Source organism: Cohnella endophytica (assembly GCF_003628305.1).
GTDB classification, from domain to species: Bacteria; Bacillota; Bacilli; order Paenibacillales; family Paenibacillaceae; genus Cohnella; species Cohnella endophytica.
Window position 1 is genome coordinate 37,613 of the sequence record NZ_RBZM01000018.1, and the last position, 17,101, is coordinate 54,713.

Annotated in this window: 14 protein-coding genes; 8 read left to right on the plus strand and 6 right to left on the minus strand. The window is 54.3% G+C overall.

All coding sequences use genetic code 11. From position 1 onward, the window contains the following. Position 1 precedes the first annotated feature (1 nt). Positions 2–1,309, minus strand: coding sequence for a plastocyanin/azurin family copper-binding protein (locus D7Z26_RS26685; protein WP_120980077.1), 1,308 nt, complete (start codon positions 1,307–1,309; stop codon positions 2–4). A gap of 421 nt (positions 1,310–1,730) precedes the next feature. Here D7Z26_RS26685 and D7Z26_RS26690 point away from each other — a divergent pair, with 421 nt between their 5' ends. The 5 genes from D7Z26_RS26690 to D7Z26_RS26710 all read left to right on the plus strand — a co-directional run bounded on the left by D7Z26_RS26690 (position 1,731) and on the right by D7Z26_RS26710 (position 8,572). Further along, a complete protein-coding gene (locus tag D7Z26_RS26690; RefSeq protein ID WP_120980078.1) occupies positions 1,731–3,476 on the plus strand; it encodes an ABC transporter ATP-binding protein in 1,746 nt (581 codons plus the stop codon). Next, positions 3,473–5,266 (plus strand): ABC transporter ATP-binding protein, encoded by a 1,794-nt coding sequence (locus tag D7Z26_RS26695; RefSeq protein WP_120980079.1) that lies wholly within the window; start codon positions 3,473–3,475, stop codon positions 5,264–5,266. Before D7Z26_RS26690 ends, D7Z26_RS26695 begins: the two co-directional genes overlap by 4 nt. A gap of 137 nt (positions 5,267–5,403) precedes the next feature. Continuing rightward, positions 5,404–6,474 (plus strand): ABC transporter permease subunit, encoded by a 1,071-nt coding sequence (locus tag D7Z26_RS26700; RefSeq protein ID WP_120980080.1) that lies wholly within the window; start codon positions 5,404–5,406, stop codon positions 6,472–6,474. A 5-nt stretch (positions 6,475–6,479) separates the two neighbouring features. Further along, the gene (locus tag D7Z26_RS26705; RefSeq protein WP_120980081.1) at positions 6,480–7,442 is read left to right on the plus strand and encodes a hypothetical protein; all 963 of its coding nucleotides are present in this window, start codon (positions 6,480–6,482) and stop codon (positions 7,440–7,442) included. Positions 7,443–7,564: 122 nt separating this feature from the next. Further along, complete coding sequence (locus D7Z26_RS26710; RefSeq protein ID WP_120980082.1) at positions 7,565–8,572, plus strand: LacI family DNA-binding transcriptional regulator; 1,008 nt, start codon at positions 7,565–7,567, stop codon at positions 8,570–8,572. Positions 8,573–8,654: 82 nt separating this feature from the next. Here the strand turns inward: D7Z26_RS26710 and D7Z26_RS26715 are convergent, their stop codons facing one another. The 4 genes from D7Z26_RS26715 to D7Z26_RS26730 form a co-directional block, all read right to left on the minus strand. Further along, the gene (locus D7Z26_RS26715) at positions 8,655–11,204 is read right to left on the minus strand and encodes an ABC transporter permease (RefSeq protein ID WP_120980083.1); all 2,550 of its coding nucleotides are present in this window, start codon (positions 11,202–11,204) and stop codon (positions 8,655–8,657) included. After that, the gene (locus D7Z26_RS26720; RefSeq protein ID WP_120980092.1) at positions 11,201–11,893 is read right to left on the minus strand and encodes an ABC transporter ATP-binding protein; all 693 of its coding nucleotides are present in this window, start codon (positions 11,891–11,893) and stop codon (positions 11,201–11,203) included. Before D7Z26_RS26720 ends, D7Z26_RS26715 begins: the two co-directional genes overlap by 4 nt. 91 nt (positions 11,894–11,984) lie before the next feature. Continuing rightward, positions 11,985–13,307 carry a sensor histidine kinase gene (locus D7Z26_RS26725; protein ID WP_120980084.1) on the minus strand — a complete coding sequence of 441 codons (1,323 nt, stop codon included), beginning with the start codon at positions 13,305–13,307 and terminating at the stop codon, positions 11,985–11,987. After that, positions 13,295–13,984 (minus strand): response regulator transcription factor, encoded by a 690-nt coding sequence (locus D7Z26_RS26730; protein ID WP_120980085.1) that lies wholly within the window; start codon positions 13,982–13,984, stop codon positions 13,295–13,297. Before D7Z26_RS26730 ends, D7Z26_RS26725 begins: the two co-directional genes overlap by 13 nt. A 234-nt stretch (positions 13,985–14,218) precedes the next feature. On the opposite strand from D7Z26_RS26730, the gene D7Z26_RS26735 reads away from it, so the two are divergent. Beyond that, a complete protein-coding gene (locus tag D7Z26_RS26735) occupies positions 14,219–14,500 on the plus strand; it encodes a Spo0E family sporulation regulatory protein-aspartic acid phosphatase (RefSeq protein ID WP_233567221.1) in 282 nt (93 codons plus the stop codon). Here D7Z26_RS26735 and tadA read toward each other — a convergent pair. Next, the gene (tadA, locus tag D7Z26_RS26740; RefSeq protein ID WP_120980086.1) at positions 14,432–14,893 is read right to left on the minus strand and encodes a tRNA adenosine(34) deaminase TadA; all 462 of its coding nucleotides are present in this window, start codon (positions 14,891–14,893) and stop codon (positions 14,432–14,434) included. The two genes, D7Z26_RS26735 and tadA, sit on opposite strands and share 69 nt — an antisense overlap. 243 nt (positions 14,894–15,136) lie before the next feature. On the opposite strand from tadA, the gene D7Z26_RS26745 reads away from it, so the two are divergent. Both D7Z26_RS26745 and D7Z26_RS26750 read left to right on the plus strand, forming a co-directional pair. Further along, the gene (locus D7Z26_RS26745; protein ID WP_147423905.1) at positions 15,137–15,937 is read left to right on the plus strand and encodes a glucosaminidase domain-containing protein; all 801 of its coding nucleotides are present in this window, start codon (positions 15,137–15,139) and stop codon (positions 15,935–15,937) included. Between the two features lie 16 nt (positions 15,938–15,953). After that, positions 15,954–16,607, plus strand: a complete 654-nt coding sequence (locus tag D7Z26_RS26750) for an NAD(P)H-binding protein (RefSeq protein WP_199731791.1) — start codon at positions 15,954–15,956, stop codon at positions 16,605–16,607. Positions 16,608–17,101: the final 494 nt, after the last annotated feature.

The window sequence follows — 17,101 nt, forward strand, 5'->3', positions numbered from 1 at the left end:
TCTAGTGATGCATCCCGTCCATCGCGCTTGCAGGAGCAGATGCCGGAGTCGCCGCGACCTTGCCGACCGATGCCGAGAAGGTCTTCGTTACCTCATTCCACGAATACGTTCCCCCGATACCGCGCACAATCGCTTCGGCCGATGCGTAAACGGCGCCTTTGACGGTTATCCCGGCTATTTTGACCGTTTTGCCGTTCGAGGTAACCGTCCAAGCATTCGCTTTCTTATCCCATACGGCTTTGCCGTCAAGCGCCTTGGCAAAGGAGTCTGCAGCAACAATCAAAGTTCCGTTGCTCCATTGCGCCTTCGCGGCATCGGCAACGGCTTTGCCGTTCGCCGTCAGCTTGACGGCCGACTTCGGAACGACGATGACGGTACCTTTCATCATCATGAACGAGTGCATGAAGCAATCGTAACCATAGGTTCCTTTTTTCGTGAACTTGAGCGTGAAGGTTTGATTTTGCATCATGATGCCGGAGTGCCGAACGCCATTGCCGTCGAATACGGGGGATCCGACCGGACCCATATAGTCCGGATTTACTCCTTCATCGCCCACCACTTGCACGCCTTTGGGCGCGTTAAACGTCACCATATGAGGCTCGTAGGGGTTTAGATTCGTCCATGTCACCGAGTCGCCTTCGCTAACGACAACGACTTCGGGATTCATCCTCATGACGTTCATGCTCGACTGCGCGGTAGACAAATCTACGTTGTAAGTCAGGCTGCCGTCCTTGTTCGAGGTATAGCGGGCGTCATGAGGAACGATCGCGGACACCGACTGCAAGTCGCTCTCTTCTAATTTGGCCGCGGCAGCCTGTTCCGCCTGCGTCGGGATCTTCGCCCCTTTCGGAAGAACGACAATCGTACCTTTCATGAAAGAATGAATTAAGCACTGGTAAGGATAAGCGCCGGCTGTCGGGAAAGTGATCTCGTACGTCATAGGCGCTCCCGGAAAGAGAAATCCCGAGCTTAAATACTTCCCGTCATATTTCCCTCCGCTCGGCGCGGAAGGCTCAGCGACATTAAAGCTCGGATCGGAAAAAAGGTCCCCGATCGCTTTATCCCCCAGGAATGTAACGGTATGCGGGTAGTTGCCCCCGTTCGCGAAGCTGACTGTATCCCCTTCATGAATGTAGGTGGTTCCCGGGAAAAAAGCATCGATTGACGTTCCGGCCGCATCATTCCCTTTTCCAACCGAGATCTTCCATGTTTGAGGTCCGTCGCTCGAAGATTCCGCCATAACGACCGAGCTAATCAGCATAAAGGCGGCAGTGACCATGAGCAGGAACGCTAAACTTTTCTTAAACATTTTTTCAGCTCCTTTTGCAGATGAAAGCAGGACGGGAATCGAGTGTTCGCTATGATTTCATCCCAATTTATTCACAGTATAGTCCCGTTCCTTTTATTGAAGGAGGATGAACTTTTTTCACCCTGCTAACCTCATATGAAAGTAACATTTTCTGGTTGACGCTTTTCTTAAGCCCATGATATAGTCACTATATTCCATTTATCCAATTAAAAGGAGGACGCCATCATGCAGAGCCAATTCATGAATGTAACATTCAACCGCATAAGCTTGTATCGATCGGCTGGTCCTATCGTGCGTATTCAGTGACTTCCTCCTGTATACCTCGCCCCCGGCGGTTACGCCTGGGGTTTTTTTGTTCCCTTTTCCAGGGTTCCGGCCGATTCATGCTAGCGTTGTTTTTACTTAGGAAAGGGGCTCCGCGATGCCACCCAAACAATCGTTATCTATGGCCTGGCTGCTTCAATATCTTCGGCCCGTGAAGTGGCGAATGGTTCTGTTGCTCTTCATGCTGCTGATTTCGATCGCTTTACAGCTTGTCAATCCGCAGATCGTCCAGCGCTTCATCGATCAGGCGACCGGTTCGGGCACAGTCTCAAGCTTGCTGGCGCTAGCCGGGTTATATCTCGTCGTCGCCGTTCTGAACCAGCTGTTCACCGTAGCGCTCGACTATCTCGGTAACGACGTAGCCTGGCGTTCGACTAACCGGATGCGAGCCGACCTGCTGAAGCACACCTTGCGGCTCGATATGCGATTCCACAATAGGAAGACGCCGGGGGAAATGATCGAACGGATCGACGGAGACGTGACCCACATGTCGAATTTTTTCGGGATGTTCATCGTACAGATCGTGGGAAGCTTCGTGCTTCTCACGGGCATTCTTGGGTACATGTTCGTCCATAGCCTGCCGATCGCCGCGACTATGACGGCGTTCACCTGCTTGTCCATCGGAGTCATGTTCGCGATTCGCAATTTGGGCGTAAAAAGCTCCCAGGAGGAGCGTCAAGCGAACGCCTCTCTGTTCGGCTTAATCGAGGAAAGAATCTCGGGCATCGAAGACGTGCAAGCCAACGGCGGCGTTCCGCGCCTGATGAATCGTTATCATCGCGCAATGCGGGCCGTGTTCCGGAGCGGACTCAAGGCGTGGATGCTTCGCGTCACTCCGTGGAACGCCACGGTCATCTTATTCACGATCGCCGTCACGGCAGTGCTCCTGATTAGCGTACGTCTGTATTTGCACGGCGAGATTACGCTCGGTACGCTATTTCTTTTTTTCCAGTACACGCAAATGCTCAACGATCCGATGGAGCAACTGGGCAACCAGCTGCAGGAATTTCAGAAGGCGAAGTCAGGCATGCTCCGAACCCGAGAATTGCTTTCTTCGCGAAGCGAGATTGAAGACGGAGTAGAGGAAGCGCTCCCTGACGGCCCGCTCTCCGTATCCTTCGAACAGGTGAGCTTCAGTTACAACGAGGAACAGCAGGTGCTGCACGAGATCAGCTTTGACTTGAAGCCCGGGGAACGGCTCGGCCTTGTAGGACGCACCGGCAGCGGCAAGTCCAGCATAAGCCGACTCCTGCTCCGGTTATACAATATCGACGACGGGATCATCCGGATCGGCGGGGTGGATATCCGCTCCTTGAGATTGAAGGCGCTGTACCGAAGGGTAGGTATGGTCACTCAAGACGTTCAACTGTTCGACGGTACGCTTAGAGATAATCTGACGCTATTCAACCCCAATCTGTCCGATGAAGAAGTCTTCGAGACAACCGATCGGCTTGGGCTTCGACCTTGGATCGAAGCCATGCCGCTAGGCCTGGATACCCGTCTGACTACCGGGGGCGCGTCGTTATCGGCGGGCGAAGCGCAGTTGTTCGCATTGACGCGGGTATTCTTGACCAAGCCGAGCCTGGTCATTCTGGACGAACCGTCTTCGCGGCTCGACGCCGCGACGGAGGCGGCTCTACAGACGGCAGTGGACCAATTGCTAGAACGCTGCACCGGCATTGTCATCGCGCACCGCTTATCCACGCTCGATAATGTCGATAAGATCATGGTACTGCGTCAAGGACGCATGATAGAGTTCGGAGCGAGGGATGCATTGGCGCAGAACCCGTCTTCGGAATTTTTCCGGCTGCTGCAATCCGACCGACAGGAGGAATTGGCATGACCGTCACTCAGTTCATGGGGCGCTTGTTCCGCTACAACCCCTCCATCTATATCGTGAATGGCTTGTTGTGGGGTCTATTTCATTCCTTACCCGTTGGTATAGGACTAGGAATGAAATGGTTCTTCGACCGTGCAACGGGGCAATCCCACGATTATCTCTGGCTTGTTTTTCCGCTTCTTGTTGTCGCACTTATCAGAGTGACGAGAGTCGGAATGTTTTACGTCGCCTTCTACAAATGGGTAACTTATATCTACATTTTGCAAGCCGTTCTACGCAGAAACTTGCTGGGGGGAATCATGAGGTGGCCCGGCCGCAACTTGCCCGCATCCCCCGGCGAAGCTATGACTCGTTTCCGTGAAGATGTGGACGAGGTAGTCGAATACGTGGAGTCGTGGGTCGATTTCTGGGGGCGCCTGGTCTATGCCGTTACCTGCATCGTGGTGATGGCCCGAATTAATGGACTGATCACGAGCGTTGCCTTCCTCCCGCTCGTGGTCGTTACGCTGCTCAACAACTTATCCGGGAATCGCGCTCGCAAGTACTCTAAGACGAATCGAGAAGCGACCGGCCGCATCACCGGCTTCATCGCCGAGACATTCGGGGCCGTTCAGGCCGTAAAGCTAGGACAAGCGGAAGACCATGTGCTGAATCGATTCCTGAAGCTGAATGAAAGCCGGCGACGGGCGGCGCTCCGCGACAATCTGTTCAAGCAGTGGATGAAGTCGTTGAACCAGCACGTGCTCAGCATCTGTACGGGGGTCATTCTATTAATGTGCGCCTCGGAGATGAAGGCGGGCCGTTTTACCGTCGGGGATTTCGCTTTATTCACTTCTTACTTGACCACTTTCTCGTTCAGCATCTCTTTGTTCGGTTACATGGTTTTCCAGCATAAGCGGCTTCGGGTGGCGCTCGACCGGATGAGGATTCTGTTCCGGCCGGGCGAGGAAGACCGAGTCGCGGAGCATAGCGAAATCTATCTGTACGGAGATCCTCCCGACGTGCCGGAACCGACCGCGGACGAAGGGGATCGTATGCGGAGCCTAGAAGTACGCGGGCTTACCTACAACTACCCGAATTCTGAAAATGGCATAAGAGATATTAGCTTCAGAGTGGAGCGCGGCCAATTCTTGGTCGTCACGGGAAGAATCGGCTCGGGTAAATCGTCGCTGGTGCGAACGCTTCTGGGACTCCTGCCGAAGACGGACGGGACGATTATGTGGAATGGGCGCTTGGTGGAGGACCCCGCCAACTTCTTAAAGCCGCCGAGAGCATCATACACGCCCCAAGTACCGCGGTTGTTCAGCGACACGCTGCAGGAGAACATTACGCAAGGGAAGAGTACTTCGCAGGACTCTCTCGACCGCGTTGTCCGGTTGGCCGTGATGGAACAGGATCTTCTGACGCTGGAAAAGGGGATGGAGACGTTCGTCGGACCCCGGGGGGTGATGCTCTCCGGAGGGCAGATCCAACGTGCCGCTACGGCGCGAATGCTGATGACGCAATCCGACTTGTTCATCTTCGACGATCTGTCCAGCGCCCTGGATATCGAGACGGAGAAAACGTTGTGGGAACGGCTGTTCCAAGAACGAGACGTAACTTGCATCGCCGTCTCCCATCGCCGGGCGGCGCTTATGCGGGCGGATCATATTATCGTGATGAAGGACGGCGTGGTCGAGGCGGAGGGAACGCTCTCCGAACTCCTGAATACCAGCTTGGAGATGCAATTGCTGTGGCAGGGAGAAGAAACTCCTTCGGAGGAAGTTGGCGATGGCGCCGAGCAACCTGCATGACGGAAACGTGCCAAGAGAACCGTGCAATCTCCACTCGATGTTGCAACATTATTCGACTTGATCGCGTTACTAAATGGACTGGTTAATTGTAAAAAAAAGTATGGTCGTATCGTCATGACAGCGGGGGTCCGATTCGATTGAGAGTTATCGTCAAATGGGGATTGCTTAGTTTGTTTACTTTGTTAGCCGTTTTTTTAATGAGCAATATTAGCAAAGCGTTTATCCATGATAAGCCGGATGAGATCCGATTGATCATGGGAACGCAATCGACGGTCGAAGAGGCGGTCTCCAACCTGCCCGGAAGTACCGTCGTTGACGCGGAAGCTAGCATCGTATCCGTTCCTTACGGAAGAACCGACGAGTATGGCAAACTGGCCGTCCAACTTCCGGGAGTATACCGCGTTGCCGGCGTTCCGCTCGCGAAGCCGGAAATCTCGTTTCGTTATTATTTTTTCTCTCTTAAAGATCGGCTGCAAGGCTACCTGCACGGCGATCTCGGCTTGATCCGCACCAGTAGCGGCAGGTACGATATTCCGGTTAAAAATCTGATTGCGGATACGATTTTGCGAACGTGCGCTTATTTTATTCCGGGTCTCATTGCCGGGGCATTGATGGCCGTCGCGTTATCGCTACTCGCATCTCTACGGCAATGGATCCGCAAGCTACTAGACGGGATTCACGCGCTGATTTCCGGGTTACCGGACTTTTTATTGATCATCCTTCTTCAATTCACGTCTATTTATCTGACCCGTCTAACGGGGAAAAGCGTTATTCTGGTTGCCCAATTCGGCGACGAAGTTCCGTTCCTGATCCCTTTTCTTACAATTGCGCTGATCCCTTGCATGCTGATCTACGGAACTTTGCGTCTGGCGATCGAGCGCGAGCTAACGCAGGATTACGTCACGACCGCATTGGCCAAGGGCTTGTCCAGACGGGAAGTGCTGTTGCGCCACGTACTCCGCAATATTATGGAGGATCTGTTGACGATTCTGCCCAAAGCGACTACGTTGGCGTTAGCCAGCATGGCCGTGGCGGAAGCGATCTGCGATATTCTTGGGCTTGGCGGTTATATCGTCAGTCCGAGAATGCAAAATATTAGCGGCACTCCGACGATCTGCATCGCTCTGGCGGTCATTTCCATGCTCTTTCATGTGCTATATGCGCTTCTTGCCAAACGATTCGTCGTGCGGTCCAGGGAGGTGGCATAACGATCATGAAACGAAATTCGCCGCTCTTTTACTGCGCGTGCGGTCTTATTGTCCTTATTGCTTTAATCGCTGCGTTCGGTGGGATGCTGAAACCGCACGGCATCTCGGAATCGGATAAAATCGTGATGATAACGAAGGAAATAGACGGTAAATTGGAGTATTCCATGCCGCCGTTCGAGCCCAACTCCTCCTTTCCGCTGGGTAGCGATCATAGAGGCTTCGACATCTTGAGTATGTTGATGAATGGCCTAAAATACACCTTGGGCGTTGCCGCCTTGCTAACGTTATTACGTTTTCTCATCGCCGTGCCTCTGGGAATGTGGTCGGGAGTAACGGGGAGAGGGAGCGGCTTCTTGAAGTCCATGCAGTGGGTAATATCGGCCGTTCCGGCATTTTTGTTCCTCTATCCTCCGCTAGCCGGAATGTACTTCGGTCTTGGATTAAACCTCAGAGGCAAAGCGGATCCGCACAACATGATGATATTTACGATCGTCTTTTTCGCGATGGTGACTTTCCTTGGCTTATTTCCGCTTGCTTATCAGATTGCGGAGAGAGCCCGCTTCTATAGCCGGAAGCCCTACGTCGAGGCTTCCCGTCTCATGGGCGGGTCGGTATTCCACACCATTAAGAGTCACATTCTAGCGAGCATGAGATTGGAGCTGCTGTTTACGGTGATCAGCGAGTTCATCTTGGTGCTCTTCCTGATGGGGCAGCTAGCCATCTTCAATATCATCGTCGGAGGCTCGGAAACGTTGGAATGGGAAGACGGGCTCGGGTATTATATTCATCTGACGACGACGGGAGAATGGACATCCCTTATCGCTTACGGCGCAAAATTCATTCGCATCTATCCTTTTATTTTGCTCCACGTAAGCTTATGCTTTACCGGACTTATCCTTTCGCTGCAGTTTTTCCTGGTCCAATTCAAGAAACGGTACGGAGGAACGGAACGGGCCAATTATCAATGAGTATAAAAGAGGACCATATAGGAAATTCGCGACCAAGACTCGTCAAATCGATAGAATCCCGCCCGACATTATGATACCATCAGGAGCATAGAGAAATTGTCGGACGATCGGGGCGTGAACGGATGGCAACCAACATACGGGATGTAGCCAAAGCGGCGGGAGTGTCGGTCGCGACGGTGTCCAAGGTACTGAACGGATATACGACCGTGAACGCAAAGACGAGAGAAAGGGTGCTGGAGTTCGTTAAGGAGCTGCAGTTCCAGCCGAATTCCGCCGCGCGGTCGCTCGTAGGACGCCGATCGATGACGATCGGCATATTCCTGACGACAGGGCTGGCGCATCCTTTCTTCGCGCAAATCCTCACGGGGATGGAGCAGGCGCTGAAGGCAACGGGTTATGACCTCATTTACCTAGCGCAATTATCGTGGAACAAAGATTACAGCTTTGTCCGCCATTGCCAGAGCCGGAATGTCGAGGGAGTCGTCGTCTTCGGCTTCCAGCACGAGGATATGGACTTCGAAGAACTGATCGAATCCGGCATTCCGACGCTGTTCATCGATCTGGACGTCAAGGAAGGGCGCGCGGGATATATTAGCTCGGACAATCAAGAGGGGATCAAGCGCGCGGTCGCCTACATCGTCGGGCTGAACCATCGCCGAATCGCGTTCCTGTCCGGAACGAAAAATTCCTACGTGGGCGGACTGAGGTTGGAAGGCTACAGAGAAGGATTAAAGCTGGCGGACATTCCTTATTCCGAGTCTTACGTCGCCTACGGAGACTTTACGAAAGAAGCGGGTTACGAACGAATGAAGGAACTGCTGGCGCTTCCCGAGCGGCCGACCGCCGTCATCTGCTGCTCGGACATGAGCGCGGTCGGGGCTATGGACGCGATTCGCCACGCGGGCTTGTCGGTGCCAGGCGACATCTCGGTCATCGGCTTCGATGACATCGAACTGGCCAGCCATGTGAATCCCCCGCTTACGACGGTGCGCCAGGATACGTTCACGATCGGGAAGAGAACGATCGAACTGGTTGACGAGCTCATTAACGACGAGGGTCTGCCTCCTCCGGAAGCGATCGTGCCGACGGAGCTCGTCATTCGCGGGTCTTGCGGTCCCGCGCCGGAATAACCCATCGCACGCATGCAAAAAGGTGATCTTAGCAGCCGATAAGCCGGCCGATAAGATCACCTTTTTTTCATCGCTCAATCGCTTAAGCTTCGTCACGCAGTTCTTCCAACAGATTAGCCTTACCCATACGCCGTAGCGGTCCTTGCACGGAGAGCAGTCCGACCAGCAAGGCCAAGCCGCAGGCGATCAGTGACGCTTCCCATGGGAAGCTGAAAGGGAATCCCTGAACGTTGGATAATTGCTTATAGAGGAGGTAACACAATCCGAAGCCGAGCCCGATGCCCCAGAATCCTCCGATGACTCCGAACCAGACGCCTTCCGAAGAAGCCATTTTCCGAATTTGCCCCATCGTCATGCCCACCGCTTGCAGCAGTCCGATCTCTTTGCGCCGCAGAAGCAGGTTCGTCTGGACGGTGTTAATAATGTTCAAGCTGCCGATGCCTCCGATAATGATCAGGAAGCCGTAGACGAAAATCTGCATCTGCAGATTAAAATTGCGCGTCTCTTTCTGCTCGGCGGCGTAATCGATAAGGCGGACTCCCGTCGTCGAACGGGCAATCTCTTCAAGCTTCCGATGAATCGGAGCGGGATCGGCATCATCCTTAAGCGCGATATCCAGCCCGATCCGCGCCGTCCCGAAATCCAGCGTCCCTTCGCGGGGAGGCGCGGCCTCCAGAAGCTTGGCATACGTCTCTTTCGTTGCGATAACCGTGAGCTCGTTCTGTTGATAGGCTCCGTTAAACGGCGATTGCGTCAGAATTCCCGCTACCGTAACCTCGCGTACGTTGTCCGCTCCCGGGTTATCGCCGAGCCCCATGTTCAACAGCAGCTTATCTCCGACTTTGTAACGCGTGATCGGCATCAATTCTTTTTTGCCGCTTAAGGTTTTCGGTTTAACGGTTTGCACGATCACGACCCCGTCCGCAGTAGCCAGTTGGTTGGGATCAACGGTACCGGATTGCAAATAGTTTGCCGCTTCCTTAAGGCGAGCCTCATCGTATAACCGAACTCTGGCTTGAACCGCAAGATCGGCTTGATCTTTCCACTCGATTCTCGACGGCGCCGTAAATCCGGTTGACTTCGTAATGCCGGCATTAAAGCGATCTTCAGGAACAAGCGCCTGGGAGTCTAGGTTATTATAAGTTCCGTATACCCCGCGAACTCCCGGAATGTCTCGGAGCTGCTTCATCGCTTCGTCCGATGCGACATCGGCGACTTTCTCGAATTTGCCCGATTCATCGGAGCTATAATTTTTGTAAAGCTGGAAAGCCATTCGGTCGTCTTCGTTCGATGTCGTCGTCATGCCCAGCACCTGCTGGGTAAAATAATGGAACACGATAAACAGCGTGATGCTGACAACGATCGAGAAGGTCGTGATGCGGAATTTCGTCCGGTTCCGGCGAATGTTGTTCGAAGCCATCTTGCCCTCGATACCGAGAAGGCTAAGAAGGGAAGGGATGCGCAAACGACGGTACGATTCCCGTACGATGCTTCCGGCGCCTTTGACCGCTTCCACGGGCGAGACGCTCGAGGCTTTGCGGGCGGGTAACCAAGCCGCGACATATACGGCCAGGAATCCGACCAATAGACTGCCGCCCATAATCCACCAATGGAACGTGAGTTGGAACTCGTCCATCATGAGGATTCTCAGACCGCCTAGGGTCATGAGCCATAAGACCAGCCACAATCCGAACCACCCGGTCACCAAGCCGAGAGGGACGCCGATCGCGGCCAATACCGTTGCTTCCCGGAACACGAGATTGCGGATCTGCGCCGGTGAAGCCCCTAACGTGCGAAGCAAGCCGAACTGTCTGATCCTCTCGAGCACGGCAATATGGAACGCGTTATATATAACCGCGATGGTCGAGAGAACGACAAGCCCGACCAACGTGCCGAAAATAACGGCCAGAGCCCGATTCAGCCCGGCATCCGCGCTATCTCCTTTAACCGCGAGAAGTTCGAAGTTGGTGAAGAGATCGGGATTCAGCTTCTTGAATTGTTCCAGATTGGCGTTGACGCTCACTCCGGGTTTCAGCGTCAAGAAAAGCATGGATTCGGCATCCACGTGGCTGGCCGCGCTCCATAACGTGTAAGCGTTGGCCGCGCCTTGAAGCTGGCTGTTTTTCTGGTTCTTCAGCAGCCCGACGATCCGGTACGTATGGGAATGTCCGTCCGGTCCTTGCAATTCCGTCGTCCCGTTCAGCTTTGGCGTACCCGCTAATTGCTCAAGAAGCCATTGCTCCACGACGATTTCGTCGGAAGAAGCGGGTAAGCGTCCCTTCTGAAGAAACGCGGGCATTAGGCTAAACGCATCCTTGTCCGCCTGATTTACCGTCACGGAATAACCGTCGTTAAGCTTGGTAGTCATTCCCGCGCGATAGATCCCTAGCCGATCTACGAGAACGTTGTTCTTGAGCGTATCGTATAGCTCCTGGGAAGGCTTGTTATAGCCGATATGATAAGAGCCGTTGGTGGCCTCGATATTCGACAAATAATTGTCCTTAAAAGCTTGGCCCATCGTTCCGAGCGCGCTGATCAGCGCGACGGAAAGCATAATTCCGATGATGGTCAAAAGAGTTTTCCTACGTTGTTGCTTCAGGTATCTGCCCGCCATTGCGCCGTAGCTTCTCATAGGGCTTTCCCCCGGCTGTGCGTATCGTTCAAGAGCATGCCGTCCTGCAGGTTCAGCACGCGATCGGCTTCCGCCGCCACGTTCATGTCGTGGGTGATGACGATAACGGTCTGATGGTATTGGCGTACCGCGAGCTTAAGCAGCTCGATGACTTCCCGCCCGTTCGCGCTATCGAGGTTACCCGTCGGCTCGTCCGCGAGCACGATGGCGGGGCGGTAAGCGAGCGCCCGGCCGATCGCGACCCGTTGTTGCTGTCCTCCGGACAGCTCCGACGGCAAATGCTTGCGGCGTTCATGCAGGCCTAGCGTGCGGATCAGATCGTCTACGTACGCTTTGTCGGGTTGACGATGGTCGAGCAGGAGCGGGAGCTGAATGTTCTCTTCCACGTTCAAGACGGGGATGAGATTGTACGCTTGGAAAATAAATCCGATCTTCCTGCGGCGGAACACGGCGCGATCTTTTTCTTTCAGCGCGTACAGGTTTTCTCCGTCGATGTGGACGTAGCCGTCCGTCGGCTTGTCGAGCCCGCCCAGCATATGCAACAGCGTGCTCTTGCCGGACCCGCTGGCTCCGACGACGGCGACGAATTCGCCCTGATTCACGCCGAAGGACACCTGGTGCAACGCGTTTACTTTCGTCGAGCCGGTGCCGTAGCTTTTGCTTAATCCATCTACTTGTATAACGTTCATATCGAAATTCATCCTCCGGTTTGGGTTCTGTTCTCGTAAAGCAACGAACCCAGTATAACGCGGCAACCTTACAGGAGAAGGGGGAGCAAGCTTACAGTTCCGTAAGCTTGGAGGCGTTCGCGCCGGCGGGCAGCTTGTGGTGGGGAAGCGTGATGCTAAATACCGACCCTCCGGACGGGATGGAGGCAGCCGATAGAATGCCGCCGTGTTTCTCGACGATCGATTTGGCCAGCGGCAATCCAAGACCGACGCCGCTACCCGCGGAAGAGGTACGGTAGAACTTCTTGAAAATATGCGGAAGATGACGAGCATCGATGCCGGAGCCTTCATCTTTAATCAGCAAGCGCACGAAAACGGGCGTAGTCGATAGCGCGATCGTCACTAAGCCGCCGTGCGGACTGTGCTCGACGGCGTTCTTCAGCAAGTTCCCGATCGCTTCCGCCAGCCAGTGCGGATCGTGAGGAATGATCCATTCTCTGCCGCTGCCATCGTCATCGGTTACTATGCGCACCTGTTTATTTTCCGCTAATCGTTCGATCGAATTCAGAGCTTGCCGCACGGTTGCGGCGAGAGACGCGTCCGCGATGTTTAATTCCAGCGCGTTAGCTTCCAGACGGGCGAGCTTGAGCATCGTTAAAGTCAGCCATTCCATCCGATCGAGTTCGTGCCTGCAAGTCTCCAGGAACTCCGCGGTATGCTCGGGATCGACATTTCCCTCCCGAAGCAAATCGATATAGATCATCAAGGATGCGAGCGGGGTCTTTAATTGGTGAGAAATATCGGCGACCGTATCCTTCAGGAACGTCTGGTCCTGCTGAAGCTGTTCGTTCGTCTGTCTGAGGCGCATCGAAAGCTCCTGAGCGCTGTTCGCCAGGAGTCCAAGCTCGCCTTCGGCATACATCCGGAAGCTCATCGGCCGATTATGTTTGACGGTGTCCTCCATGGCCAGCGCCAGCTTGCGAATATCGGAGAGCTGTCTGCGGTACTCCCGGAACATTAGCCATGCGGCTAGCGACGCAAGGAGAAGGGCGGCGCCGATCAACGTCCAGAACGTGCGCGACCGATACTCGCCGAGCGCGGGAAGCCAGTCGGCCGCGATCTCCTCCGTCATTCCGTAACGTTCCATGAATTCGCGACCTTTCGCGATGTCGTCCGGGGAGATGTCCTTGTTATCCGTAAGCCGCTTCAGCCACGCCTCGGCCCATTCCGGATGGGTCTCGGCCATATTCCCGAGCGCGGCAGCTTCCTTATCGAGCCACTCTTTCTTCAGCTTCTCGGCGGAATCGTAGCCGTACCATACGATGAACGCGATTGCGAGCGCGAGCACCAGGCCTAGCGTGGCAGCAAGCCGGCGAAGAGAAGGATTGCGCCACATTCTCCCGGCGTCCGGCAAGGAGCGGTCTATCCGTTCCATCGATATCCGGCCCCTCTAACGGTGACGATCCGTTGCGGTTGCTGCGGATCCTCCTCGATTTTCTCCCTTAGCCTGCGGATATTGACCGCTACCGTATTATCGTCCAGAACTTCCGCTCCGTCGGGCCACACTTGCTGAATGATCTGATCCTTCGACAGCACCGATCTGGGATGAGTCATGAATAATCTGAGCAACCTAAATTCCGTAACGCTGAGGGGAACGTCTTGTCCGCGCTTCTCCAGTCGCATCTCGCCTACGTTAAGGCTCAGGGTTCCCGCGGTGAGCAGGGAGGCTTCCTCCTCGCGCGCGATCGGACCGCGCCGCCGGAGCACGGCCTGCACGCGCGACGTGAATTCCCGAAGCCGGAAAGGCTTCGTAATATAGTCGTCTCCTCCGAGATCGAGTCCGCGGACGATGTCGAATTCTTGATCGCTCGCCGTGAGGAAAATAATCGGGGTATCCCGGCTTTCCCGAAGCTCGCTGCAGAAATCAAAACCGTTGCCGTCCGGTAGCTGAACGTCGAGGAGTAGCAGGTGAATTTCGTTGTCGCGGAGCAGAATCCGCGCTCCTTCCAAATCGCGCGCGCTAAGAACTTGGAAGCCTTCATGCTGCAGCGTGAACTGAATTCCCCTGTGGAGAGCTTCGTCATCCTCGACCAATAAGATGGTGGCATTCATAGCGTTAATTCCCTTCTGTCGTATCGGCAAGCGAATTAAGACATAAACGGCGTATTTTTAGGAAAAAGTACCTAGTTATTGTCGGAAAATAATTACGAAATAGGGGTTTTGGCTCGACACATTTCTACAAAAATTTGGATATTCTTGTCCTATAATGGGTTTAGTTCGTTTATCCTATCGTTGCATATCAAAGCATGCCGAAAATCCGAAAATTATTACGAAAGGAAAGGTCAGATGACTCACTTGGAGACTTCGCATTTAGTTAGGCGCCTCCAGTTGCTTCAGCGTCGTTTGTGCGAAATGGCTAACGACCTAGGCAATCTGACCGATCCCGAGATCGTGGCGGTTAGCGAGGAAGCCGACCGCCTCATTATTCAGCTTCAACGATTGCGCAAGGAAGAAGCGGAATACCGAAAGATGTCGAACCACACTTGCAACGTATCGATGCTAGCGACTTCTAAGCTTGCGGAAGAAATCGGACAACAGGAAAGAGCATTCTTCGTGAAGCACTCCTGATGTCCATGGAGATACGTGGTTGAAACGGGAATCTTGAAGAAGATCCATTAAAGTTCCTACGCAACCGGCTTTCGGATCGGAAGCGCCGTACACGACGCGTTCCACTCGGGATTGCAGAATGGCGCCCGCGCACATCGGGCAAGGCTCTAACGTGACGTACAGCGTGCAACCAAGCAGTCTCCAGGACTGCAACCGTTCGCTTGCGTCGCGAATGGCAATCATCTCGGCGTGGGCCGTTGGATCACGGTCCCGCTCGCGAAGATTGTAGCCCTCGCCAACGATAGTCCCATCCCGAACGATGACCGCGCCGATCGGAACCTCTCCCAGGGATTCGGCCAGACGAGCCCTCTCGATGGCTTCCCTCATCCACCGTTCATCTTCAGTTATCAACATCCAATTCGACCCCTTACTCAGCGAACGTGTATTCGTTGTTAACATGGTGTGCATAAAATTGTGGATAACCTACGTGTTGTCCACAGACTTATGCACATTTTTATTTTTTATGTGGGTACAACTCCATTTTATTGTATCAGGTTGGCAAATAAGGTCAAACCGAGTGAAAACCCGAATAGAGTATAGAGAGGGCGTTGGACAGCCTGTGCGGAAGTCATGGGCAAGGGAGAGAGGATGGCCGAAATGGAACAGTTCGAGTCGGTATTCCGTAAGCATCCGGAGTTGGATCCGACCGGGAAGCTATCGATCATGGGCACGTCGAGTTGCAATGCGGAGCGGATGAACGCGTACGTGAGAAGAAGAAATCCACAGGCTCCGGAAGTTGCCGAAGCCTTCTTGCGGCTTGGGGAACAATACGGGGTCAGAGGAGACGTGGCGTATTGCCAGTTAGCGTACGAGACGAACGGCTGGACGACCGATCTCGCGGGACCTGCCTGGTCGCCGGTATCCCTGGTGCAGGGGGTAACCGAGGAGATCATCGAAACGAGAATGCGGATTTTGTATTTATTCGCTTCGGAGCAATCGTTGCCCGTGGCCGGAATAGAGGCCGCCGGCAAGCACGTTGCCGTTCTGGAGCGGGCGGGGTGGAGAGGAAAGGTCCGTTGTTGGGAGGATCTGAGCGGCAAATGGCCAGGCAGGGGCAGGCTCCTCTATGGACAAGATGTGGTGGCGATGTGGAGGAGCATGCTGACTTGGAGAGGGAGAGGCGAGGTCATGATGGACGAGCAATCCGACAAGCGGAGCGGTCATTCTGCGGCAGATCCGGCGAAGGGGCGCGTCACGGGCGGCGGCTTGGATTGGTCATCCGTCAGCACCGAGGAGATGAGGTGGCTTCAGGGGCTGCGGTTACTGCCGAATCCCGCGCCCCATCCCGATCGGAAGGTGACATGGGCGGAGCTGGCCGAGCTGCTGCACCAATGGGAAATTCGGCCTTCGGCTGATACAATGGAGAGGAATCAAGTCTTATTGAAGAAAGAAGGATAGGAGCATGATTTCCTCCATGAGAACCGCCATACTTGCAGGTGCTACCGGACTTATAGGCTCATACTTATTGCAACGGCTACTCGCCGATTCGAGATACGGGAAAGTGATCGCCCTTTCCAGAAGAGCGATCCACGCCAGCCATCCGAAGCTGGAGGTGCAAGCCGTGAGCTTGGACACGTTGAAGGATGTCGCGCCAACGCTTCGGGGCGACGATTGGTTCTGCGCGCTGGGGACGACGATCAAACAGGCGGGCTCGCAAGAGGCGTTCCTTCGGGTAGATTACGAGTATCCGATGGCGCTTGGCGAACAAGCCGCGGCAACGGGAGCGAAGCAGTTTCTAATCGTGTCGGCCGCAGGCGCATCCCCAACGTCAAAAATCTTCTATAGTCGGGTTAAGGGAGAGGTCGAACGGGATCTGGGCAAGCTGGAGCTACCGCGGCTTCACATCTTCCGGCCGTCGTTGTTGCTCGGCGAGAGAGAAAAGCACCGGAGCGGAGAGAAAGCGTGGGGAGTTCTGATGCGCGGCGTGAATCCGCTGCTGCTAGGATCCCTCCGCAAGTATCGGGCCATCCACGGAGACACCGTGGCGGAGGCCATGATCCGCGTGGCGAACGGAACGTTCGAGCCGGGCGTTCATATTCATGACGGGATCGGGATGTCGGGGCGCTGAGCCTTAGAAAAAGCACCTGACGCACCAGAAACAGCAGACACACGAGGCCACTAGACACATCAGACACATCAAATACGCCAGAAACAAAGACACACCAGACACATCAGATACATCAGATACATCAGATACATCAGATACACCAGACGCAGCAGACACATCAGACACACCAGACACAGCAGACACACCAGACACACCAGACACACCAGACACACCAGTCATCTAAGCGGCTCTTACCGTCTCCCCACCTGCAAAAAGTACAGTTTGTTCAAGACAAATCGGCGACACCGCGAAACAACCTGCAAAAACTACAGTAGAATTTCAGGTTTTGGCTGATAATTTGGGATTTGGAGTAAACAACCTGTAGTAACGGCTAGGCCCCTTAAATCTGGAGTCTGTCCCTTAAAAGAAGCCGCTCAGTTAGCGTAGCTCTGTATTTTGAGTTCTTACAGTGCTCTGTAAAATTGTGAGCGGTCTTCAAGCTGCATTACCCACTC

Bases quoted from the DNA above. Each gene is read 5' to 3' on its own strand.
- D7Z26_RS26685 (WP_120980077.1), bottom strand. From the start codon at position 1,309: ATGTTTAAGAAAAGTTTAGCGTTCCTGCTCATGGTCACTGCCGCCTTT.
- D7Z26_RS26690 (WP_120980078.1), top strand. From the start codon at position 1,731: ATGCCACCCAAACAATCGTTATCTATGGCCTGGCTGCTTCAATATCTT.
- D7Z26_RS26695 (WP_120980079.1), top strand. From the start codon at position 3,473: ATGACCGTCACTCAGTTCATGGGGCGCTTGTTCCGCTACAACCCCTCC.
- D7Z26_RS26705 (WP_120980081.1), top strand. From the start codon at position 6,480: ATGAAACGAAATTCGCCGCTCTTTTACTGCGCGTGCGGTCTTATTGTC.
- D7Z26_RS26710 (WP_120980082.1), top strand. From the start codon at position 7,565: ATGGCAACCAACATACGGGATGTAGCCAAAGCGGCGGGAGTGTCGGTC.
- D7Z26_RS26715 (WP_120980083.1), bottom strand. From the start codon at position 11,204: ATGAGAAGCTACGGCGCAATGGCGGGCAGATACCTGAAGCAACAACGT.
- D7Z26_RS26720 (WP_120980092.1), bottom strand. From the start codon at position 11,893: ATGAACGTTATACAAGTAGATGGATTAAGCAAAAGCTACGGCACCGGC.
- D7Z26_RS26725 (WP_120980084.1), bottom strand. From the start codon at position 13,307: ATGGAACGGATAGACCGCTCCTTGCCGGACGCCGGGAGAATGTGGCGC.
- D7Z26_RS26730 (WP_120980085.1), bottom strand. From the start codon at position 13,984: ATGAATGCCACCATCTTATTGGTCGAGGATGACGAAGCTCTCCACAGG.
- D7Z26_RS26735 (WP_233567221.1), top strand. From the start codon at position 14,219: ATGACTCACTTGGAGACTTCGCATTTAGTTAGGCGCCTCCAGTTGCTT.
- tadA (WP_120980086.1), bottom strand. From the start codon at position 14,893: ATGTTGATAACTGAAGATGAACGGTGGATGAGGGAAGCCATCGAGAGG.
- D7Z26_RS26745 (WP_147423905.1), top strand. From the start codon at position 15,137: ATGGAACAGTTCGAGTCGGTATTCCGTAAGCATCCGGAGTTGGATCCG.
- D7Z26_RS26750 (WP_199731791.1), top strand. From the start codon at position 15,954: ATGAGAACCGCCATACTTGCAGGTGCTACCGGACTTATAGGCTCATAC.